Raw genomic sequence first — 21,751 nt, forward strand, 5'->3', positions numbered from 1 at the left:
CGGAACAGCGGCTGCCCGCCCCCGACGAGCGCCCGCCGCTCCTACTCCTTCACTCCGAAGACCGGGATCAACGACTTGGGCAGTTCCTCGTTGCACGAGAGCTGTGCCGACTTCGTCAGGGAGTCCGCCACGCACGTGTAGTAGTCCCGGTACACCATCTGCACCGTGAACGTCGCCGCCACGATCGCCAGCGCCAGGCCCGCCGTCACCAGTCCGCTCACCGCTGCCGTCGTCTGCTGCCTGGTGGAAACGGGCGGGGCGGCAGCGGTGGCGGGCGGGGAGGTGGCGGCGGCAGCCGTGCTCGCGGCCGGCTTGTCGCGGAGGGCGCTGATGCCCCAGTACAGCGCCAGCGACCCGAGCAGCAGCGCGATCTCCCGCTGGGTGAACACCGCGAAGAAGAACGCCCACATGCCCGCGAGCAGCGCGTAGCGTGCCCTGCGCTGGGTCGGGTCCGTCGGGTCCCAGCGCAGCCCGGCGCCGGGGCCGTTCCCGGTGCCGTCGGGTCCGCCCTGGCCGCGGCCAGTTCCGCCGTTGCCGCCGAAGCCTCCGTTGCCCCGCCCCGGCTGGCGGTTGCTCCACTGGCCCGCCCAGGGGGACCGGGAGGAGGAGTCGTTGTCCGGGGTGTCGCCCTCGTCCTGCTTGCGGGGACGCCAGGGCTGATCCGGCCTGCCCTCGGGCGGCGGGGCGAACGGGTTGTCCTCGCGCGCGGAGGCTCCCGGCTCCTCCGTCTCGGAGGACGGGGACGAGGAGGACGACGGGCCCTCCCGGAGCAGCCTCCCATCGGCCGGCGGCACCGGGGATCCCGGCGACGTCGGCACGGCCGTCAGCGGCGGCTGCACCGGCAGCGGAGCGAACGGGTGGCGGAGAGCCGCGGTGCGGCGGCGTCGGTCCGTCATCTGGTGAACGTCTTCCCCTCGGACCTCCGTCGGCTCCCGGAGCGTTGTGCTCCGCAATGCGGCAGGTCGTATGTCGTCTGGTTTCTCCGCGCCCTTCGTCGCCCGGGGCGCGGAACGGGACGGAGTCCTGCCCTGACGCTACCTCCCGCCCGCGCACCCGTCCCGTGGGGGCGGCCCGGTGTGCCGGTATCGTTGCCAGCGGTCGACGCCTTCGTAGGGTTCCCCGTATCGGGGGGTGCGAGTCGTTCGTACGACCACACAAACCGCACGAGCCGCGAGAAAGAGACCCGCCGTGGCCTCCCCGCCCCCCGCAGCATCCGCCCTCTCCTCGGTCCACCCACCGGCCGCCGGGCGTCCTGCCCGTGTCGTCGTCCTGGTCTCCGGTTCCGGTACGAACCTCCAAGCCCTGCTCGACGCCATCGCCGCGGACGAGGGGTACGGAGCGGAGATCGTCGCGGTCGGCGCCGACCGCGACGGCATCGCCGGCCTGGAACGGGCCGCGGACGCCGGGATCCCCGCGTTCGTCCGCCGGGTGAGGGACTACGGGACGAGGGAGGAGTGGGACGCGGCGCTGGCCGCCGCCACCGCCGCCTACGAGCCCGATCTCGTCGTCTCCGCGGGGTTCATGAAGATCGTGGGCAAGGAGTTCCTCGCCCGCTTCGGCGGCCGGCTGGTGAACACCCACCCCGCCCTGCTGCCCAGTTTTCCCGGTGCGCACGGTGTCCGTGACGCCCTCGCGTACGGCGCGAAGGTCACCGGGTGCACGGTCCACTTCGTCGACGACGGCGTCGACACCGGCCCGATCATCGCCCAGGGCGTGGTCGAGGTCCGCGAGGAGGACGACGAAGCCGCGCTCCATGAGCGCATCAAGGAAGTCGAGCGCACGCTGCTCGTCGAGGTCGTGGGGCGTCTCGCCCGCAACGGCTACCGCATAGAGGGACGAAAGGTTCATGTCGGTGAACTCCGCTAACCCGGCCAACTCCAGCAACAAGAAGCCCATCGAGCGGGCGCTGGTCAGCGTCTACGACAAGACCGGTCTTGAGGAGCTGGCCCAGGGCCTGCACGAGGCGGGCGTCGAGCTGGTGTCGACGGGCTCCACCGCCGCGAAGATCGCCGCCACCGGCGTGCCGGTCACCAGGGTCGAGGAGCTCACCGGCTTCCCGGAGTGCCTGGACGGCCGGGTCAAGACCCTGCACCCCCGCGTGCACGCCGGCATCCTCGCCGACCTGCGGCTGGAGGACCACCAGCGGCAGCTGGCCGAGCTGGAGATCAAGCCCTTCGACCTGGTCGTGGTGAACCTCTACCCGTTCACGCAGACCGTCGCCTCGGGTGCCACCCCCGACGAGTGCGTCGAGCAGATCGACATCGGCGGCCCCTCCATGGTCCGCGCCGCCGCCAAGAACCACCCGTCGGTCGCGGTCGTCACCAGCCCCGAGCGGTACGCGGACGTCCTCGCGGCGGCCAAGGACGGCGGCTTCGACCTCGCCGCCCGCAAGCGCCTCGCGGGCGAGGCCTTCCAGCACACGGCCGCGTACGACGTGGCGGTGGCGGGATGGTTCGCCGACGGCTACGCGGCGCCCGACACGGAGTCCGGCAACGGCTCCGCCGCGGCCAGCTTCCCCGACTTCGTCGGGCGGACCTACACCCGCGAGAACGTCCTGCGCTACGGCGAGAACCCGCACCAGGGCGCCGCGCTCTACGTCGACGGCACGGGCGGTCTCGCCCAGGCCGAGCAGCTGCACGGCAAGGAGATGTCGTACAACAACTTCACCGACACCGACGCCGCCCGCCGTGCCGCCTACGACCACGCCGAGCCCTGCGTGGCGATCATCAAGCACGCCAACCCGTGCGGCATCGCCATCGGTGACGACGTCGCCGAGGCCCACCGCAAGGCGCACGCCTGCGACCCGCTCTCGGCCTTCGGCGGTGTGATCGCCGTCAACCGCCCGGTCAGCGTCGCGATGGCGGAGCAGGTCGCGGAGATCTTCACCGAGGTCATCGTCGCTCCGGGGTACGAGGACGGGGCCGTCGAGGTGCTGGCCCGCAAGAAGAACATCCGGGTACTGCGCTGCGACGGCGCCCCCTCGGCCGAGGTCGAGGTCAAGCCGATCGACGGCGGCGCCCTCCTCCAGGTCACCGACCGCCTCCAGGCCGAGGGCGACGACCCGGCGCACTGGACGCTGGCCACCGGCGAGGCCCTGTCCGCGGAGGAGCTGCGGGAACTGTCCTTCGCCTGGAAGGCCTCCCGCGCGGTCAAGTCCAACGCGATCCTGCTCGCCAGGGGCGGCGCGTCCGTCGGCGTCGGCATGGGCCAGGTCAACCGGGTCGACTCCGCGAAGCTGGCCGTCGAGCGGGCGGGCGAGGAGCGGGCGCGCGGCTCGTACGCCGCGTCCGACGCCTTCTTTCCGTTCCCGGACGGGCTGGAGATCCTGCTGGACGCGGGCGTCAAGGCCGTGGTCCAGCCCGGCGGTTCGGTCCGTGACGAGCTGGTCGTGGAGGCCGCGAAGAAGGCGGGCGTGACGATGTACTTCACCGGTACGCGTCACTTCTTCCACTAGTACCTCGGCGGCGGCGCACGCGAAAGGCCGCCGGTACCCCGCGAGGAGCGGGGTACCGGCGGCCTCCGTCGTGCCGGGTGCGGCGGTGGATCAGCCGCGCGGGCGGTTGAACCAGGCGGCGCCGTCGGACTTGCCGACGAACACGGCGATCAGGATCGCCATGACGGTGTGGGCCAGGCCGACGAGGATGAACGGGTAGATGCCGAGGATCGCGGTGATGATGCCGAACACCAGCGCCGTGATGCGGATCCCGTTGCCGCCCTTGCCGAACTTCGCGCCGAGGACGATCGCCAGGACACCCCAGGCGAGCACGGCCACCGTGGCCGCCCACAGGGCACCGGTGGAGAAGTCGGCCAGCTGCTCGAACTGGACGTCCTTCTTGAGTTCCTCGGAGTTCTGGGCCGCGCTGATCGTGGCGGCGGACAGTGCGAACAGGATCGCGCCGATGACCTGGAGACCGCCGATGACGAAGAGCATCACGCGGGCGGCCTTCACCCCGCCGGGCATCTCCTGCGGGCCGCCGTAGCTGCCGTACGGGTCGGCGGGCTGGCCCTGCGGGTAGCCGTAACCCTGCTGCGGGACGCCCTGCGGGGCCTGCTGCGGGTAGCCGTAGCCGGGCTGGCCCTGCTGGGGCTGGCCGCCCTGGGGCTGGCCGTAGGGACTGTTGGGGTCGCCGAAGCTCACTAGCGATTCCTCCGTTGACGGTGCTGGGGACGGTGCGGGCCGAGCGGAGGAAGATACGTGAGAACCAGCGGTGTGCCCCCCCTGCGTGCCGCGTGCTGCGCGCCACATCGTGGTATTACCGTCGGCTTTTTGTCCAGCCGGAAGCACTATGCGTTGTGTAAGTGCAATGTTCGACCGCCGCTGACGGCCGTGCGGAACCGGCGAATTGGAACCTCGCCCCCGTCTTCCGCGAAGATGGGGGCATGACTGCCCAGATTCTCGACGGCAAGGCCACCGCAGCCGCGATCAAGTCCGAACTCACCGGCCGCGTGGCGGCCCTGAAGAGCCGGGGAATCACTCCCGGGCTCGGCACCCTGCTTGTCGGCGACGACCCGGGCAGCAAGTGGTACGTGGCGGGCAAGCACCGCGACTGCGCCCAGGTCGGCATCGCGTCCATCCAGCGCGAACTGCCGGACACCGCCTCCCAGGAGGAGATCGAGGCTGTCGTACGGGAACTCAACGAGGACCCCGCCTGCACCGGCTACATCGTCCAACTCCCGCTCCCCAAGGGCATCGACACCAACCGCGTCCTGGAACTCATGGACCCGGCCAAGGACGCCGACGGCCTGCACCCGATGAGCCTCGGCCGCCTGGTCATCGGTGAGACCGGCCCGCTGCCCTGCACCCCGTACGGCATCGTCCAGTTGCTCCGCCACCACGGCGTCGAGATCGCCGGCGCGCACGTGGTCGTCGTCGGCCGCGGCATCACCATCGGCCGCCCGATGCCGCTGGTGCTCACCCGCAAGTCGGAGAACGCGACCGTCACCCAGTGCCACACCGGCACCCGCGACCTCTCCCACCACCTGCGCCAGGCCGACATCATCGTGGCAGCCGCCGGTGTGCCGCACCTGATCAAGCCCGAGGACGTCAAGCCGGGCGCGGCCATCCTGGACGTCGGCGTGAGCCGCGACGAGAACGGCAAGATCGTCGGCGACGTGCACCCGGGCGTCACCGAGGTCGCCGGCTGGGTCGCTCCCAACCCGGGCGGCGTCGGCCCGATGACCCGCGCCCAGCTCCTCGTCAACGTCGTCGAGGCGGCCGAACGCGCCGCCGACGCCGCAGACGCGGGCTGAGGGGCCACCCCCGATGCCCGGCAAGGCAGACGACCGCGGCGCGCGCGGCACCGAACCGGAAGCGACCGGGCCGACGGCCGCGGCCGACACGGCGGGCGCGGCCGAGGTGACGGCCACCACCGGAGCGACCGCCGGGACCGGCGCCGCGGAGGCGACCGGAGCGACCGCCGGGACCGAGCAGAGCGACGCGAACCGGAGGGCCGGGGCGAGCGCTGTTCCCGCCGGCTCCGGTGCGTTCGAGGTGCCGGACGAGGCGGACGCGGTCGACGGAGTCGACGGGGCCAAGGGCGTCGTCAGCGCTCCCGGCCCCGACGGGCCCGTGCGCACCACCCGCCGCTTTCCCCTGTTCACCCGGGACACCGCCCGCCCCGAGGGCGGCGGGCGGGCCGCGCCGCGCGACGCCCCGGCGCCCGCCCGCCAGTGGCCGCTGATCGCCGTCCTCGGCATGACGGCGCTCGGGCTGCTGCTCGTCGCGGTGGACGCGTTCGGGATCGGATTCCGGCTGGGCACGGTGCTGGTGGGGGTCGCGCTGCTCACCGGTGCGGTACTGCGCTGGTTCCTGCCGTCGGTGGGCATGCTCGCGGTCCGCTCCCGCTTCACCGACATCGTGACCTACGGAGCGCTGGGCCTGACGATCACGCTGCTGGCGATGATGGCGCAGCCCAACGGGCTGAAGATCCCCATCCTGGAGTCGGTGGTCCGCTTCACGGTGCGCTGAGCACGCGCCGCGGGGAACGGCCGTTCCCCGCGAAAGGCCGGTGGCCGGTTCCTTCCCGTTCCGCGGGGAGGAACCGGCCACCGTCATGTACGGGCCCACGCCGCGGCGCCCGCGCCCGGTGTGGGGGATGCCACAGACGGGGCGGTGGCGCGCAGTTGCACGCCGTCAGGTAGGACCCGGGAAACCATGTGGCCGGGGGTGCCGCGGAGCGTTCGAACGAAAGATCCGCGGGCAGAAGTGGAGGGAACCGTTCCGGTATTGGACGTCGTCTTGGTGTCCGGCCGGAGCCTGGCGTTCCACTGCGGAACACCGCAAGAAACATGTTTCACGCGAAGGCATCGAAAGGTGGACTTGTAGTGACATGAGGGATGCCGGGAGGCAGAGGGCAGGGCTACGGCAATCCGCACACAGCATCGGTGGGACACTGGTTCAGGCGATCGGGACGAGAGGCGCGCAACGGCGTGCGCCGGTGTTCCGATCCGCTCCCGTGCGCTCCCACCCCAGGAACTGACATCCTGGCTTCGCGCATCCCTCTGGGTAGCCAGGTTTCCCCAGGTTCTCGGGGACACGGGCAGGGGGCAGGGAAAGAGCGCGGGGCACATCAGGAACGTACGGGGGGACAAGGGGGAAGCAATGCCTCGTTGGAAAGCGCTGCCGGAGGGACTCGACCCGCAGGTCAGGGAGTTCGCGAACCAGCTGCGCAGGCTCGTGGACCGCAGCGGTCTGAGCATCGCTGCCGTGGCGGACCGCACCGGGTACAGCAAGACGTCCTGGGAGCGCTATCTGGGCGGACGGCTGCTCGCTCCCAAGGGCGCGGTCGTCGCGCTGTCCGAGGTGACCGGGACCAATCCCGTGCACCTCACCACCATGTGGGAGCTCGCCGAGCGCGCCTGGAGCCGCTCCGAGATGCGCCACGACATGACGATGGAGGCCATCCGGATCTCGCAGGCGCGTGCCGCGCTGGGCGAGTTCGGGCAGCCCGCCGCGAAGACCGGCCGGGCGACGCGCAAGCAGAGCAGTGCCGCTCCGCCCGCGCGCCCCGGCTCGGACTCCGGCCCGCTGACGACCACCGGCTCCCAGCGGGCGGCCAAGCCGAACACCGACGCGTTCGACATGACCACCAACCTGAAGATCCCCGACGAGCTCCGGCAGCGCACGGGGCAGGGGAAGCCTTCGGCGCCGGGCGCGGGCACCGCTCTCGGCGCCGGTGCGGGCCTGGGTGCGGGCAAGGGTGCCCGGAGCACCGCGCGCGCCGAGCGTGACTTCGCCAGCGACTTCGAACGCGGTTTCCACCAGGGCCAGAGCTACAACAGCCCGTCGGCCTCCGCGCCGACGGGACGGCCCGGCTCCGGTTCCGGCGGTCCGGGCGGACACAGCCGCCCCTCGGTGCCCGAGCCGTCGCACCCCTCCCACCAGTCGCCGCCGAACTCGGCGCCGGACCGGCAGCGTCAGCGGCGCAAGCTGACGATGTTCCTGGCGGGCGTCGTCGGCGCGCTGCTCGTGATCGTCGCCGCCGTTCTGCTGACCGGCGGGGACGACAAGGAGAAGGACCCGACGGCGGGCAAGACGCCGGTGGCCTCGCAGACCGAGGCGCCCGCGGAGAAGCTGCCGCCGGGCGTCAAGTGCACCGGCAAGGACTGCGACGGCAAGGACCCCGAGGCGATGGGCTGCGGCGGCGAGTACGCCGTCACGTCCGCGCGCGGCAAGGTCGGCGCGACCAGCATCGAGGTCCGCTACAGCAAGACCTGCGGCGCGGCCTGGGCCCGTATCACCGGCGCGGCCGGCGGCGACAAGGTGACCGTGTCCTCGGACACCTCGGCCGCGGGGCAGAACGGGGTGGCGGGCGCGGACAGCAGCGCCTACACCAAGATGGTCCAGGCGGCCACGGCCGACGAGGCGAAGGCCTGCGCGACGCTGAAGTCCGGCCAGAAGGGCTGCACGGTCGCCGAGTAGGGGCCGGGTAAAGAAAAACACGACGCCGGATGCATGTCCGCCGCCCTCCGGGGAAGGCGGACCTCATCCCCCCACGGGTGTACGCCAACCCCGGGACGGCCGTCCGCGCTCCCCCCCCTCTGCGCGGGCGGCCGTCGGCGTCTCCGCGCCCCGCGGCGGCGCGCCGGGACGGTGCGGCCGGGTTTCGTACCGTCCGGGGCGGATGATGTGCGGCGTCCCACAGGGACCCGGGGATCCCGTCCTGCCGGGGTCCGATAGCCTGACGGGCGGATATCTCTCCACATCGAGATATCCCGCACAGAGGGGCCGGGACCCCCGCCACTTCGCCTGTCTTACGGAGATCGCCATGACCCGCACTCCCGTGAATGTCACCGTCACCGGCGCGGCCGGCCAGATCGGCTACGCGCTGCTCTTCCGCATCGCCTCGGGCCACCTGCTCGGCCAGGACGTGCCGGTCAAGCTGCGTCTCCTGGAGATCCCGCAGGGCCTGAAGGCCGCTGAGGGCACCGCCATGGAGCTCGACGACTGCGCCTTCCCGCTGCTCCAGGGCATCGAGATCACCGACGACCCGAACGTCGGCTTCGACGGCGCCAACGTCGCGCTGCTCGTCGGCGCCCGCCCCCGTACCAAGGGCATGGAGCGCGGCGACCTGCTCTCCGCCAACGGCGGCATCTTCAAGCCGCAGGGCAAGGCCATCAACGACAACGCCGCGGACGACATCCGTGTGCTCGTCGTCGGCAACCCGGCCAACACCAACGCGCTCATCGCGCAGGCCGCCGCCCCGGACGTACCGGCGGAGCGCTTCACCGCGATGACCCGCCTGGACCACAACCGTGCGCTCTCGCAGCTCTCGAAGAAGACCGGCACCCCGGTCTCCGAGCTGAAGAAGCTCACGATCTGGGGCAACCACTCCGCCACCCAGTACCCGGACATCTTCCACGCCGAGGTGGCCGGCAAGAACGCCGCCGAGGTCGTCAACGACGAGCAGTGGCTGGCCGACACCTTCATCCCGACCGTCGCCAAGCGCGGCGCCGCGATCATCGAGGCCCGCGGCGCGTCCTCGGCCGCCTCCGCCGCCAACGCCGCGATCGACCACGTGCACACCTGGGTCAACGGCACGGCCGCCGGCGACTGGACCTCGATGGGCATCCCGTCGGACGGTTCCTACGGCGTCCCCGAGGGTCTCATCTCGTCCTTCCCGGTCACCTGCAAGGACGGCAAGTACGAGATCGTCCAGGGCCTGGAGATCAACGACTTCTCCCGCGCCCGCATCGACGCCTCGGTCCAGGAGCTCAAGGAAGAGCGCGACGCGGTGCGTGAGCTCGGCCTGATCTGACCGGTCGACGGACGGAGTCCGGCGCAGCGTCCCGAAGCCCGGGAGGCCCTCAGGGGCCGATGGGTGCGAGGGGCGCGTGGAGGAGCTGTGCGCGACGCGGTGCGTGAGCTCGGCCCGATCCGACCGCGCAGGATCTACGCGTATCGCTGTGCGTGCTCGGCCTGATCCGAGACAGAACCCAATAAAGCCCCCCGGCGGTCCTACCGCCGGGGGGCTTTGTGTGCGCCAGAGTGTTGTGCTCCTGCTGTGGAATGTAGTACTTCTTATACATGAGCGAGCAGGTGCACAACAGAATGGCTGTCGTGAGAGCCGAGCGGAAGGTGTCGCGGCAGGCTCTCGCCGAGGCGGTGGGCGTCCACTACCAGACCATCGGCTACATCGAGCGCGGGCAGTACAACCCGAGCCTCGATCTCGCCCTGAAGGTCGCCGCGTTCTTCGAGCTGCCGGTGGAGGCGCTGTTCTCCCTGGAGCCGTTCGGCCCGCTCACGCAGGAGATCTACGGGAGGAAGGCACAGCCATGAACTCGACCGCCGACAAGACCGAGTTGACGGGATACGACCGGCGCATGCGGGCGCTGATGAACGATCCGCGGGGACGCGTCCTGCACGCGACGAAGGGCCGTCGCCGGGCCGCTGTCGCCGCGAGCGTGGGTCTCACCGCCGCGGCGGTGACCCTCGTCGCGCGGATGTTCACGTACGACGAGCTGTGGGCCGCCTTCGCCCTCCTCCCCGTTCTCCTCCTCTGGTGCCTGGCCACCGGAGCGCTCAACAGTGCCACCCGGGGCCTGTTCGAGCTGCGCGTCCGGGCCCTGGACGAACGTCAGCTTCTGGAGCGCGAGCGGGCCCGCAGTGCGGCGCACATGATGACCGGGGCGCTCATCTTCGGCGCGGCGGTCGGCCTGTGGGTGAGTACGGTCCTCGGCGACGGTCACCTCACGCGCGCGTACGTCGCGCCGCTGCTCGCCGGTGTCTTCGTCCTCCACTGGATGATGCCGCTGTGGATCGCGGGCCTCCTCGCGCAGGACGCCCCGGCGGACGACTCCGCCGACGACGGCGAGGGCCCTTCTTACGGCTGAATCCCCACGACCTGTTCCGGTCGGCTGCCCGGGACCTACCATGTCCCCTTGCCGGTACAGGAGTTCAAGCGGCGGAGGGGGACGGGCCATGGCGCAGGCCGACGACCCGGCGCGCGCGGTTCGGGACGGGGCGGGAGCGGGGGAGGGGGACGGCGGGCAACCCCTGTATGCGCGCTCCCCGTTCAGCGCGGCGAAGCCGCGAGGACGGTTCCGGTTCCGCTTCACGCCGCCCAACGTCCTCCTCGTGGTGCTCGGGCTCCTGGTCGGAGTCGGCACGGGGTGGATCGTCCAGGACCCCGTTGCCGCTCCGGCCACGCCGTCGCCTGCCCCGCCCGCGGCGCGGCAGGCCGCGCCGCTGGCGCCGAAGCCCCGGCCTCCGGTCAAGGCCCCATCGGAGAAGGTGACTTCGCGGCTGCCCGGGGCGTCCGGGACCCCCGTACTTCCTCCCGACTCCGCCGTGATCCGGGACCCCTCCGGTGTCACCCTCGCCGTTCCCGTCGGCTGGCGGCGCGAGGTGGCGGGCTCCGTGCACTACCGGTCGTCCGACTCCCCGCACTCCCGCTTCCTCCGGTTCTGGCCGCTCGCCGGGACCCGGACGAGTGCGACCCGTGCGCTGCGGGTCACCGTCGCGTCCCACCGGCAACGGCCCGGCTACGAGCTGCACGCCCTGCACCCCACCACCCGCGGCTCGGCCGAGCTCGTCCACTCGTACGACAGCCCGCGGACCGGGCAGCGGCTGACGCTCGTCCAACGGGTGTTCCCGACCACCGACGGCCGGCGCCACGTCCTCGCGGTGGCCGGGCCCGCCGCCGAGTGGCCCCGCCAGCGGACCGTCCTGGAAACGGCCCTGCGGCACTTCGCCCCCGGCGAGGAGTGACCCGCAGCACCCCCGGATCTCGGCGCTTCCGCCCGGGGCCCTGGAAACTCCGGGCCCTGGAAACTCCGGGCCTTTGGAGCTCCGACCCCTCCGAGCTCCGACCCTTGCACGCGTGAGCGTTCCGGCGGCCTCATATCTTGATCAAGTTCACCCGCGAACATCCCGCGCCCGGAGGCACCCCATGCCCGAACTGTTCCGCAGCAAGCCCGACACCCTGGTCGTCGCTCTGAGCGACCGCGAGGAGATCCTCGGCGAACTCCGCCGCGCCCTCGCGTCCGCCGACGACGCCGAGCGCCCCGGCCTCGGCCGCGCCATCGCTCTCGTGGAAGCGGTCCCGTCCCGTTCGGAGGCCGAACTGCGCGGCCTGTGGGCCCGGGAGCGCATCGCATCCACGGGCTTTCCCCTGGCGGACCTCAAGCCCGACTCGATCGCCGCCGTCCGGGCCCTGCGCAAGGCCGAGCCCGGCCTGCGGCTCGTGCAGGCGCTGGCCCTCACCAAGCTCGCGGCCGCCCCGGACGCACAGCAAGCCTGATCGGGTCTTATGTCCGGCCTGTAAGTGACTCATGGCACTTTCGGCCACGTATTCGGCATGCTTTCGGCCCGCCGGGGGAGGGGTCCCGCCGCCAGTTCCACCGGTGTGGAACAAAACGGGAAACGGAAGGCGAAAACGACGTGTCGGCTGAAAAGACCATTCATGTGGGCGGGGTGTGGCAGGAAGCCATGTCCGGTGCCACGCGGGACATCCTCGACCCCGCGGACGCGAAGGCGTTCGCCGTGGTCGCCGAGGGTGGGGTCGAAGACGTCGACGCCGCAGTCGCCGCCGCGAGCAAGGCCTTCGCCGGTGGCGAGGGCGCCTGGCCGCGGACCCCCACCGCCGAGCGCGCAGCCCTGCTGCGCCGTGTCGCGGACCTCCTGCAGCGCGACCGCGAGGAACTGGGCCGGCTGGAGGCCCAGGACGCGGGCAAGACCGTGGAGGAGGGACGCGTCGACATCGACTGCGTCACCGACGCCTTCCGCTACTTCGCCGACCTGGTGATCGGCGAGGGCGGCGGCCGGGTCGTGGACGCCGGTTCGCCGGAGATCCACAGCGTCGTCGTGCACGAGCCGGTGGGCGTGTGCGCGCTGATCACCCCGTGGAACTACCCCCTGCTCCAGGCCAGCTGGAAGATAGCCCCGGCGCTCGCCGCGGGCAACACCTTCGTGATCAAGCCCAGCGAGATCACGCCGATGACGACGGTCGCGCTGATCGCCCTGCTCGTCGAGGCGGGCCTGCCCGCGGGCGTCGCGAACATCGTCACCGGACCCGGCGCCTCGGTCGGCGCCCGGATGGCCGAGCACCCGGACGTCGACCTCGTCTCCTTCACCGGCGGCCTGGTCAGCGGTACGAAGGTGATGCAGGCGGCCGCCGAGACGGTCAAGAAGGTCGCCCTGGAGCTGGGCGGCAAGAACCCGAACGTGGTCTTCGCCGACGCCTGCGCGACCGAGGAGGGCTTCGACACGGCCGTCGACCAGGCCCTGAACGCCGCCTTCATCCACAGCGGGCAGGTCTGCTCCGCCGGAGCGCGGCTCATCGTCGAGGAGTCCGTGCGCGAGCGCTTCGTCGCCGAACTCGCCCGCCGTGCCGAGCGGATCCGGATCGGGCGGGGCACCGGGAAGGGCGTCGAGTGCGGACCGCTGGTCTCCGCCCAGCAGCTGGAGAAGACCGAGTACTACGTCGCCGCGGCCATCGAAGAGGGCGCGACCGTGCGCGCCGGCGGCAAGCGGCCCGAGGGCGACGGCTACGAGGGGTACTTCTACCGGCCGACCGTCCTCGACGGCTGCCACCGCGAGATGCGTGTCGTCCGGGAGGAGACCTTCGGGCCGATCCTCACCGTCGAGACGTTCACCACCGAGGACGAGGCGATCGCCCTCGCCAACGACACCGAGTACGGGCTCGCGGGCGGCGTCTGGTCCGCCGACCCCGGCCGCGCCCGCCGGGTGGCCGCGCGGCTGCGGCACGGCACCGTCTGGATCAACGATTTTCACCCCTACCTGCCGCAGGCCGAGTGGGGCGGATTCGGCAAGTCCGGCATCGGCCGGGAGCTGGGCCCGGCGGGCCTGGCCGAGTACCGGGAGTCCAAGCACATCTACCAGAACCTGGCCCCGAAGCCGGTTCGCTGGTTCGCGGGCTGACACCTCGGGCCGAGGCGGGAGGCGGCGACCGAGGTGACCGCGCCCCGGGGGGCCCGGAGGACCGCCTGCCCGTCGCGGCCACCGGCCCCCCGCCGGGCCCATCGGCCCACCCACCTGAGCGGCCCTGCCGCCCCCTCACCCCGTCGCGCCGGGCGGCGGGGCCAGGACCCCTGGCCCCGACCCGTCCCGACCGCCCTCTTACGCGCAGCACCTTCCGTACGAACAGGAGAGCATCCATGCCCGATCCCACCCACGAGTACGACTATGTCGTCGTCGGCGGCGGAACCGCCGGTTCGGTGATCGCCTCCCGCCTCACCGAGGACCCCTCCGTCCGTGTCGCCGTCATCGAGGGCGGCCCCTCCGACGTCGACCGCCCCGACGTCCTCACCCTCCGGCGCTGGATGGGCCTCCTCGGCGGCGAGCTGGACTACGACTACCCGACCACCGAGCAGCCACGCGGCAATTCGCACATCCGGCACAGCCGGGCCCGCGTCCTCGGTGGCTGCTCCTCGCACAACACCCTCATCGCGTTCAAGCCGCTGCCGTCCGACTGGGACGAGTGGGAGGCGAACGGCGCCGAGGGCTGGGGTGCGGCGGCCATGGACCCGTACTTCTCCAAGCTCCGCAACAACATCGTCCCGGTCGACCGGAAGGACCGGAACGCGATCGCCCGCGACTTCGTCGACGCCGCGCAGAGCGCCCTCGGCGTGCCGCGCGTCGAAGGGTTCAACAACAAGCCCTTCGAGGACGGCGTCGGCTTCTTCGACCTCGCCTACCACCCGGAGGACAACAAGCGGTCCTCCGCCTCGGTCGCGTACCTGCACCCGTTCCTGGACCGCCCCAACCTCCACCTGATGCTGGAGACCTGGGCGTACCGGCTGGAGCTGGAGGGCACCCGGGCGCGCGGCGTCCACGTCCGCACCAAGGACGGCGAGGAGGTCCTCGTCCGGGCGACCCGCGAAGTCCTGGTCTGCGCGGGCGCGGTGGACACCCCGCGACTGCTCATGCACTCCGGGATAGGCCCGGCGCGCGACCTCGAAGCGCTCGGCATACCCGTGGCCCTCGATCTCCCGGGCGTCGGCGAGAACCTGCTCGACCACCCCGAGTCGGTCATCGTCTGGGAGACCGACGGGCCGATCCCCGAGAACTCGGCGATGGACTCCGACGCGGGCCTGTTCGTCAAGCGGGACCCGGAGCACGCGGGTCCGGACCTGATGTTCCACTTCTACCAGATCCCCTTCACCGACAACCCGGAGCGGCTGGGGTACGAACGCCCCGCCCACGGTGTGTCGATGACCCCGAACATCCCCAAGCCGCGCAGCCGCGGCCGGCTCTTCCTCACCAGCGCCGACCCGGCCGTGAAGCCCTCCCTCGACTTCCGGTACTTCACCGACGAGGACGACTACGACGGCCGCACCCTTGTCGACGGCATCCGCATCGCCCGCGAGATCGCGAAGACCGAACCGCTCGCCGGCTGGCTGACCCGAGAGGTCTGCCCCGGTCCCGACGTCGTCTCCGACGAGGACCTCAGCGAGTACGCCCGCAAGGTCGCGCACACCGTGTACCACCCGGCCGGCACCTGCAAGATGGGTGCCGCCGAGGACGAACTCGCCGTCGTCACACCAGACTTGAAGATCAAGGGCCTCGAAGGCATCCGCATTGCCGACGCGTCCGTCTTCCCGACCATGACCGCCGTGAACCCGATGATCGGCGTCCTGATGGTCGGCGAGAAGTGCGCGGAGTTGCTCGTCCGTCCCACCGCAGCTCCGGGAGGCGCCGCGTAATGTCCAGTACCCACGCAGGAACCGCAGAGGCCACCGGGACCGCGCAGAGCGCCGGGGACGACGTCGTCTTCTCCGTACGCAACCTGTGGAAGGTCTTCGGCCCCAAGGCCGAGAAGATCCCCGGCAACGCCGAGTACGCCGACCTGTCGGTCGAGGAGCTCCGCGCCCGCACCGGCTGCACCGCCGCCGTCCGCGACGTCTCCTTCGACGTCCGCAAGGGCGAGGTCTTCGTCGTCATGGGCCTCTCCGGCTCCGGCAAGTCGACGCTGGTCCGCTGCCTGACCCGGCTCATCGAGCCGACCTCAGGCTCGCTCGCCATCGACGGCGAGGACGTCCTGGCCATGGACAAGGGCCGGCTGCGCGAACTGCGCAGGCACCGCGCCGCCATGGTCTTCCAGCACTTCGGCCTGCTCCCGCACCGCACGGTCCTCGACAACGTCGCCTACGGCCTGGAGATCCAGGGCATGGGCAAGTCCGAGCGCCGCGCCAAGGCCGCCGAGGTCGTCGCCAAGGTCGGCCTGCAAGGGCTGGAGAACCGCCGTCCGGGCCAGCTCTCCGGCGGCCAGCAGCAGCGCGTGGGCCTGGCCCGCGCCCTCGCCGTCGACCCCGAGGTCCTGCTGTTCGACGAGCCGTTCAGCGCACTGGACCCGCTGATCCGCCGCGACATGCAGGAAGAGGTCTGCCGGCTGCACGACGAAGAGGGCCGCACCATGGTCTTCATCACCCACGACCTCAGCGAGGCCCTGCGCATCGGCGACCGCATCGCCCTGATGCGCGACGGGCGGGTCGTCCAGATGGGCACCCCCGAGGAGATCGTGGGCTCGCCCGCCGACGACTACGTACGGGACTTCGTCCGCGACGTGCCGCGCGAGCAGGTCATGACGGCCCGCACCGCGATGCGCCCCCCGGTGGGCGACGAGGCCGAGCAGGGCGCGTCCGTCGCCCCCGGCGTCACCGTGTCCGAGGCCATCGAGGCGGTCGTCCGCACCGGAGGCGTCGTCCGGGTCGTCGACAACGGCCGCTGCCTGGGCGTCGTCGACCACCAGGGCCTGCTCGCCGTGGTGGCGGGCCTGGGCGCCGACTTCCCGGCCGCTACGGGTGCGACGGGTACGTCCGCCGGCGCGGGCGTACCGCGGCCCGACGCCGCCACCGGTACCACCGGCGAGGTGATCCCCGCATGACGGCTCCCACGATCTCCGCCACCGCGCGCGACCAGCGCGAGAAACCCTCCCCCGCGGACGGCAGGCCCGCCCCGGCCGGGAAGTTCCGCACGGTCCTGCACCACCGCGCCGGCCGCAAGCTCCTGCCGCTCGCCGTCGCCGTCCTGGTGCTGCTGCCGCTGGGCGCCGCACTGTGGGGCGGCGGCGGCTGGCCCGCCGCCCAGACCGTGGACGTGTCCGGACCCCTCGACGACGCCAACGACTGGGTCCTCGACAACCGCGACACCCACCCCCTCTTCCTCTACTTCCTGCTCCACCTCTCCAACTCCGCCACCAGCGCCGTCGACGCCGTGTACGCGGGCCTCGCCCAGCTCGGCTGGGTCGGCGTCACCGCCGGCGCCGTGCTGCTCGCCTGGCGGGCCGGGGGCCTGGGCCGCAGCGGACTGAAGGTGGCGGCCACCGCGCTCGCCGCGTTCGCCGTCTGCGGTGCGCTCGGCATGTGGGACCCGACGCTGATGACGATCGCCCTGATGATCGTCGCGGTGGCCGCCGCGTCCCTGGTCGGCGTCGTCCTCGGTCTCGCGGCCGGGCTCTCCGACCGCTTCGACCGGATCCTGCGCCCCGTCCTGGACACCATGCAGGTACTGCCCGCGTTCGCCTACCTGCTGCCGTTCGTGCTGGTCTTCGGCACCGGCACGCCCGCCGCCCTGCTGTGCACCGTCATCTACGCCGCCCCGCCGATGGCCCGCCTCACCGCGCTCGGCATGCGCGGCGCGGACGCCGGAGTGCTGGAGGCCGCCACCTCGCTCGGCTCCAACGGCTGGCAGCGGCTGCGCACGGCCCGGCTGCCGCTGGCCCGCAAGGAGATGCTGCTCGGCCTCAACCAGACGATCATGATGGCGCTCTCCATGGTGGTCATCGCGGCGCTGGTCGGCGCGGGCGGCCTCGGCGAGGAGGTCTACTCCGCGCTGTCCACGGTCGACGTCGGCAAGGCGCTCGCCGCGGGCATCCCGATCGTGCTGATCGCGATCTGGCTGGACCGTACGACCGCCGCCGCGGGCGACCGCATCGGCGACTCCGCCTCCTCCGCCGCGCCCTCGGGCCGCGGCAGGTTCCTGCACGGCCGGTGGGCCTGGGCCCTGGTGGCCGCGGGCACCGTCGCCGCCGCGGTCGCGGGACGCCTCGCCGGTGCCCGGCTGTGGCCCGAGGCCTGGACGTACGGCATCTCCACCCCGGTCAACAAGGCCCAGGAGTGGATCACCGAGAACCTGTCGTCCGGCGTCCCGGTCCTCGGCGGCACCGAGGTGTGGTCCCAGAACTTCACCCTGTGGGTCCTCAACCCCCTGCACGACGGCCTGACCTGGCTCCCCTGGTGGGCACTGCTGCTGCTCGTCGCGGGCGTGGCCTGGCTGGTCGGCACCTGGGGCACCGCGCTGACCGCGACCCTCGCGATGGCCGGGATCGGCGTCCTGGGCGTCTGGGACAAGTCCCTCAACACGCTCTCCCAGGTCCTGGCGGCCCTCGTCGTCACCCTCGTGATCGGCTTCGCGGTCGGCATCATGGCCGCCCGCGCCCGCCGCTTCGAACGTGTCGTACGACCGGTGCTCGACGCGATGCAGACGATGCCGCAGTTCGTGTACCTGATCCCGGTCGTCGCCCTGTTCGGGGTGACCCGCGCCTCCGCGATCATCGCGGCCGTCGTGTACGCGCTGCCCGCGGTCATCCGCATCACCACCCAGGGGCTGCGCGAGGTCGACCCGGCCGCCATGGAAGCATCCCGTTCCCTCGGTGCCGGGTCCCGCCAGCAGCTCCTCCAGGTCCAGCTCCCGCTGGCCCGCCCCGCCCTCCAGCTCGCCGTCAACCAGGGTGTCGTGCTCGTCCTGGCGGTGGTCGTCGTCGGCGGCCTCGTCGGTGGCGGCGCGCTCGGCTACGACGTCGTCAAGGGCCTGTCCCGCGGCGAGATGGGCATCGGCATGACCGCCGGCGCGGCGATCGTCTGCCTCGGCCTGGTCCTGGACCGCCTCACCCAGCCCGCGAAGGCACGTGCCCGCAAGGGTGCCTGAGCCTGCCGCACCACTCGCTCCCGCTCCTCCGTCTTCGCTTTCCCGCCAGAGAAGAGAGATCAGCGTCATGAATCGCACGCAGCTCACGCGCACCACCGCGGCCCGCGCCGCCATAGCCTCCTCCGCCGTCCTCGGCCTGCTCGCCCTCAGCGGCTGCGGCGCCGCGGAGACCGGCAGGAGCACCGAGGCGGGCGGCACGAAGACCGTGTCCCTCACCGTCCCCTCCTGGGTCGGCGCCCAGGCCAACGTCGCCGTCGCCTCGTACCTCCTGAAGAAGGAGATGGGCTACACGGTCAAGTCCCAGCAGATGGGCGAGGTCCTCGCGTGGGACGCCCTGTCCAAGGGCGACATCGACGCGATCATGGAGGACTGGGGCCACCCCAAGGAGGAGAAGCAGTACGTCGAGAACAAGAAGACCGTCGTCAAGGGCGGCGACCTCGGGGTCACCGGTCACATCGGCTGGTTCGTGCCGAAGTACTACGCGGACAAGCACCCGGACGTCACGGACTGGAAGAACCTCAACAAGTACGCCAAGGACTTCGCGACCGTCGAGAGCGGCGGCAAGGGCCAGATCCTCGAAGGCTCCCCGGACTACGTCACCTACGACGAAGCCCTCATCAAGAACCTCAAGCTGAACCTCAAGCCCAAGTTCGCCGGCTCCGAGGCCAGCCAGATCACCGCGATCAGGAAGTACGCGAAGGAGAAGAAGCCCTTCCTGACGTACTGGTGGAACCCGCAGTGGCTGAACAACGAGATCGAAATGGTCGAGGTCAAGCTGCCGGAGTACAAGGAGGGCTGCGACGCCGATCTAAAGAAGATCGCCTGCGCCTACCCGAACACCCCGCTGCAGAAGTTCTTCAACAAGGACTTCGCGAAGGACGGCGGCGACGCAGCCACCTTCCTGAAGAACTTCAAGTGGACCACCGACCAGCAGAACGACGTGGCCCTCATGATCGCCGACCAGAAGCTCTCGCCGGAGGCCGCCGCCGAGAAGTGGGTCAAGGCCAACGAGTCCACCTGGAAGGCCTGGATCCCGAAGAAGTAGCCGGACCGCACACGCACACCGCGCCGGGCCCGACGGATCAGTCCGTCGGGCCCGGCGCGGTGTGCGCACCCGTCACCGGCGGCGGAGCCGGTGGCGGAGGAAGCGATGGGACGGCGAACCGCTCTCCGGCCGGTCCGCGTGCTCGCCCCGCCGTCAGCCCTTGTGCGAGCCCGCCGTGTAGTGGCCGGGGACCATCCGGGTCGAGACCGCGAAGCGGTTCCACACGTTGATCGTGTTGATGGCGGCGATCAGGTGGGCGAGTTCGACCTCGTCGAAGTGCTTGGCGGCCTTGTCGAACACCTCGTCCGGGACGAAACCGTCGGTCAGCACCGTGATCGCCTCGGTGAGTTCGAGCGCGGCGATCTCCTTCGCCGTGTAGAAGTGCTGCGACTCCTCCCACGCCGACAGCTGGATGATGCGCTCCACGCTCTCGCCCGCCGCGAGGGCGTCCTTGGTGTGCATGTCGAGGCAGTAGGCGCAGTGGTTGAGCTGCGAGGACCGGATCTTGACGAGTTCGGCGACCACCGGGTCCAGCCGCTTCGTGGTGGCCTTCTCCAGCTGGAGCATCGCCTTGAAGACCTCGGGGGCGTGCTCGGTCCAGTTCATGCGGGGCGTGTGCTCGGGGACGCGGGTGGCTGCTGAGGTGTTCTCGTTCGTGGTCATGGGCACCACGGTACGGAGCGCGCGGCCCGCCGGTATGGTCCATTTCCGTGAAAGATTCCTGGGCCAATTTCCTGGCGTCCTCCGGCGTCGACCTCCATCTCGACCTGCACGGACCCGGTCTGCGGACCGGTCTGCGCAACGCCCTGCGCGAGGCCGCCCGCAGCGGCCGGCTCGCCCCCGGCACCCGGCTGCCCTCCTCCCGCACCCTCGCCGCCGATCTCGGCATCGCCCGGAACACGGTCGCCGACGCGTACGCGGAACTGGTCGCGGAGGGATGGCTCACCGCCCGCCAGGGATCGGGGACACGGGTCGCCGAGCGGGCCGCCCCCGCCGCGCCACGCAAGCAGCCGGGGCGCACACGGACCGGGCACGCGCAGGATGGTCACCCACAGGCGGGGCACACCCGGACCGGCCGCACGCAGACCGATCGCTCCCAGGCCGGCCCCGTGCGGACCGGCCCCGTGCGGACCGCGCCCGCTCCCGCAGGACACCGCCCGCCCGCCGGGCGGGCCCGGCCCCCGGCCCGTACCGCGCCCGCGTACAGCCTGCTGCCCGGCTCGCCCGAGCTGTCGTCCTTTCCGCGCGCCGAGTGGGTCAAGGCGTACCGCAAGGCGCTGTCCGCCGCCCCGTACGAGGCCTTCGGGTACGGCGATCCGCGCGGCCGGCCCGAGCTGCGCACCGTGCTCGCCGAGTACCTGGCCCGGGCGCGGGGCGTGCACGCCGACCCGGAGCGCATCGTGATCAGGTCGGGGTACGTGAACGCGCTGACCTTCCTCGCCGGGGCGCTGCGCCGCCGCAGTCCCGGCGCGAAGGCCGTCGCGGTCGAGGAGTACGGACTGGACTTCCACCGGGAGTGCTTCCGGGCGGCCGGGCTGCGCATCCCGCCGATCGGCGTCGACGAACTCGGCGCGCGGACAGGCACGCTGGCGGAGCTGGGCGGCGGTGTCGGGGCGGTGCTGCTCACCGCCGCCCACCAGTTCCCGACCGGGGCGGCCCTGCACCCGGACCGGCGCGCGGCGGCCGTCGACTGGGCGCGGAGCACGGGCGCGCTGATCCTGGAGGACGACTACGACGGCGAGTTCCGCTACGACCGCCAGCCCGTCGGCGCGCTCCAGGGGCTCGATCCGGAGCGCGTCGTCTACCTGGGAACGTCGAGCAAGGCCCTCGCGCCGGGACTGCGGCTGTCCTGGGCGGTGCTGCCCGAGGACTGCCTCGGCCTGCTCTCCCCGCACGACAACACCTCCAGTGCGCTGGAGCAGCTCGCCCTCGCCGAGTTCATCGCCTCCGGCGCGTACGACCGGCACATCCGCTCCGCGCGGCTGCGTTACCGGCGGCGGCGCGACGACCTGGTGGCCGCACTCGCCCGGCACGCTCCGCACGTCACGGTCAGCGGGATCGCGGCCGGGCTGAACGCCATCCTCGAACTCCCGCGCGGCACCGAGCGGTCGGTGGTCCGGGCCGCGCACTGGCAGGGGCTGGCGGTGGTGGGGCTCTCCGGCTTCCGGCACCCGCAGGCGCCCGGGGAGGGCCGGGACGGGCTGATGGTCGGCTACGCGACGCCCACGGACAGCGCCTGGGCGGGCACCCTGGAGACGCTGATCAGGGCCCTGCCGTAGCGCCGGATGCTTTTGTGGCGGGTACGGGGCCGGCCCCGG

19 protein-coding genes are annotated in these 21,751 nt (G+C 71.9%); 16 read left to right on the forward strand and 3 right to left on the reverse strand.

Annotation, left to right across the window (positions count from 1 at the left end; all coding sequences use genetic code 11):
• Positions 1 to 41: 41 nt before the first annotated feature.
• Complete coding sequence (locus HNQ79_RS07260) at positions 42 to 896, reverse strand: hypothetical protein (protein WP_185028165.1); 855 nt, start codon at positions 894 to 896, stop codon at positions 42 to 44.
• Between the two features lie 373 nt (positions 897 to 1,269).
• Between HNQ79_RS07260 and purN the strand changes: the two genes are divergently transcribed.
• Together purN and purH are read left to right on the forward strand one after the other, a co-directional pair.
• On the forward strand, positions 1,270 to 1,866 hold the full coding sequence (gene purN / locus HNQ79_RS07265) for a phosphoribosylglycinamide formyltransferase (protein WP_221507504.1): 597 nt from the start codon (positions 1,270 to 1,272) through the stop codon (positions 1,864 to 1,866).
• A complete protein-coding gene (gene purH / locus HNQ79_RS07270; protein WP_185028169.1) occupies positions 1,847 to 3,454 on the forward strand; it encodes a bifunctional phosphoribosylaminoimidazolecarboxamide formyltransferase/IMP cyclohydrolase in 1,608 nt (535 codons plus the stop codon). The genes purN and purH overlap by 20 nt, the downstream gene beginning before the upstream one ends.
• Before the next feature lie 90 nt (positions 3,455 to 3,544).
• On the opposite strand, the gene HNQ79_RS07275 is transcribed toward purH, so the two are convergent.
• Positions 3,545 to 4,138: a hypothetical protein gene (locus tag HNQ79_RS07275; RefSeq protein ID WP_185028171.1), complete on the reverse strand. Its 594-nt coding sequence runs from the start codon at positions 4,136 to 4,138 to the stop codon at positions 3,545 to 3,547.
• A 242-nt stretch (positions 4,139 to 4,380) separates the two neighbouring features.
• On the opposite strand from HNQ79_RS07275, the gene HNQ79_RS07280 reads away from it, so the two are divergent.
• The 13 genes from HNQ79_RS07280 (at position 4,381) to HNQ79_RS07340 (ending at position 19,433) form a co-directional block, all read left to right on the forward strand.
• Positions 4,381 to 5,250: a bifunctional methylenetetrahydrofolate dehydrogenase/methenyltetrahydrofolate cyclohydrolase gene (locus HNQ79_RS07280; RefSeq protein WP_185028173.1), complete on the forward strand. Its 870-nt coding sequence runs from the start codon at positions 4,381 to 4,383 to the stop codon at positions 5,248 to 5,250.
• 13 nt (positions 5,251 to 5,263) lie between these two features.
• Positions 5,264 to 5,968: a DUF3017 domain-containing protein gene (locus HNQ79_RS07285; RefSeq protein ID WP_185028175.1), complete on the forward strand. Its 705-nt coding sequence runs from the start codon at positions 5,264 to 5,266 to the stop codon at positions 5,966 to 5,968.
• Between the two features lie 633 nt (positions 5,969 to 6,601).
• Positions 6,602 to 7,921 (forward strand): helix-turn-helix domain-containing protein, encoded by a 1,320-nt coding sequence (locus HNQ79_RS07290; protein ID WP_185028177.1) that lies wholly within the window; start codon positions 6,602 to 6,604, stop codon positions 7,919 to 7,921.
• Positions 7,922 to 8,267: 346 nt separating this feature from the next.
• Positions 8,268 to 9,257: a malate dehydrogenase gene (locus HNQ79_RS07295; protein ID WP_185028179.1), complete on the forward strand. Its 990-nt coding sequence runs from the start codon at positions 8,268 to 8,270 to the stop codon at positions 9,255 to 9,257.
• 269 nt (positions 9,258 to 9,526) lie between these two features.
• Positions 9,527 to 9,778, forward strand: coding sequence for a helix-turn-helix transcriptional regulator (locus HNQ79_RS07300; RefSeq protein WP_185028181.1), 252 nt, complete (start codon positions 9,527 to 9,529; stop codon positions 9,776 to 9,778).
• Positions 9,775 to 10,332, forward strand: coding sequence for a hypothetical protein (locus HNQ79_RS07305; RefSeq protein ID WP_229923339.1), 558 nt, complete (start codon positions 9,775 to 9,777; stop codon positions 10,330 to 10,332). The genes HNQ79_RS07300 and HNQ79_RS07305 overlap by 4 nt, the downstream gene beginning before the upstream one ends.
• 88 nt (positions 10,333 to 10,420) lie before the next feature.
• Positions 10,421 to 11,209 carry a serine/threonine kinase C-terminal domain-containing protein gene (locus tag HNQ79_RS07310; RefSeq protein ID WP_185028183.1) on the forward strand — a complete coding sequence of 263 codons (789 nt, stop codon included), beginning with the start codon at positions 10,421 to 10,423 and terminating at the stop codon, positions 11,207 to 11,209.
• Between the two features lie 181 nt (positions 11,210 to 11,390).
• Positions 11,391 to 11,741: a hypothetical protein gene (locus tag HNQ79_RS07315; RefSeq protein ID WP_185028185.1), complete on the forward strand. Its 351-nt coding sequence runs from the start codon at positions 11,391 to 11,393 to the stop codon at positions 11,739 to 11,741.
• Between the two features lie 188 nt (positions 11,742 to 11,929).
• Positions 11,930 to 13,381 (forward strand): aldehyde dehydrogenase family protein, encoded by a 1,452-nt coding sequence (locus tag HNQ79_RS07320; protein ID WP_185028737.1) that lies wholly within the window; start codon positions 11,930 to 11,932, stop codon positions 13,379 to 13,381.
• A 236-nt stretch (positions 13,382 to 13,617) separates the two neighbouring features.
• On the forward strand, positions 13,618 to 15,165 hold the full coding sequence (locus tag HNQ79_RS07325) for a GMC family oxidoreductase (protein ID WP_185028187.1): 1,548 nt from the start codon (positions 13,618 to 13,620) through the stop codon (positions 15,163 to 15,165).
• Positions 15,165 to 16,346, forward strand: a complete 1,182-nt coding sequence (locus HNQ79_RS07330) for a quaternary amine ABC transporter ATP-binding protein (RefSeq protein ID WP_185028189.1) — start codon at positions 15,165 to 15,167, stop codon at positions 16,344 to 16,346. The genes HNQ79_RS07325 and HNQ79_RS07330 overlap by 1 nt, the downstream gene beginning before the upstream one ends.
• Positions 16,343 to 18,388, forward strand: a complete 2,046-nt coding sequence (locus HNQ79_RS07335) for an ABC transporter permease (protein WP_185028191.1) — start codon at positions 16,343 to 16,345, stop codon at positions 18,386 to 18,388. The genes HNQ79_RS07330 and HNQ79_RS07335 overlap by 4 nt, the downstream gene beginning before the upstream one ends.
• 67 nt (positions 18,389 to 18,455) lie before the next feature.
• Positions 18,456 to 19,433 (forward strand): ABC transporter substrate-binding protein, encoded by a 978-nt coding sequence (locus HNQ79_RS07340; RefSeq protein WP_185028193.1) that lies wholly within the window; start codon positions 18,456 to 18,458, stop codon positions 19,431 to 19,433.
• 153 nt (positions 19,434 to 19,586) lie between these two features.
• Here HNQ79_RS07340 and HNQ79_RS07345 read toward each other — a convergent pair whose 3' ends face one another.
• Positions 19,587 to 20,096, reverse strand: coding sequence for a carboxymuconolactone decarboxylase family protein (locus HNQ79_RS07345; protein WP_185028195.1), 510 nt, complete (start codon positions 20,094 to 20,096; stop codon positions 19,587 to 19,589).
• A 47-nt stretch (positions 20,097 to 20,143) separates the two neighbouring features.
• On the opposite strand from HNQ79_RS07345, the gene pdxR reads away from it, so the two are divergent.
• Positions 20,144 to 21,712 carry a MocR-like pyridoxine biosynthesis transcription factor PdxR gene (gene pdxR / locus HNQ79_RS07350; protein WP_185028197.1) on the forward strand — a complete coding sequence of 523 codons (1,569 nt, stop codon included), beginning with the start codon at positions 20,144 to 20,146 and terminating at the stop codon, positions 21,710 to 21,712.
• Positions 21,713 to 21,751 lie beyond the last annotated feature (39 nt).

The sequence above is a fragment of the Streptomyces candidus genome (assembly GCF_014207445.1).
Taxonomy (GTDB): Bacteria; Actinomycetota; Actinomycetes; order Streptomycetales; family Streptomycetaceae; genus Streptomyces; species Streptomyces candidus.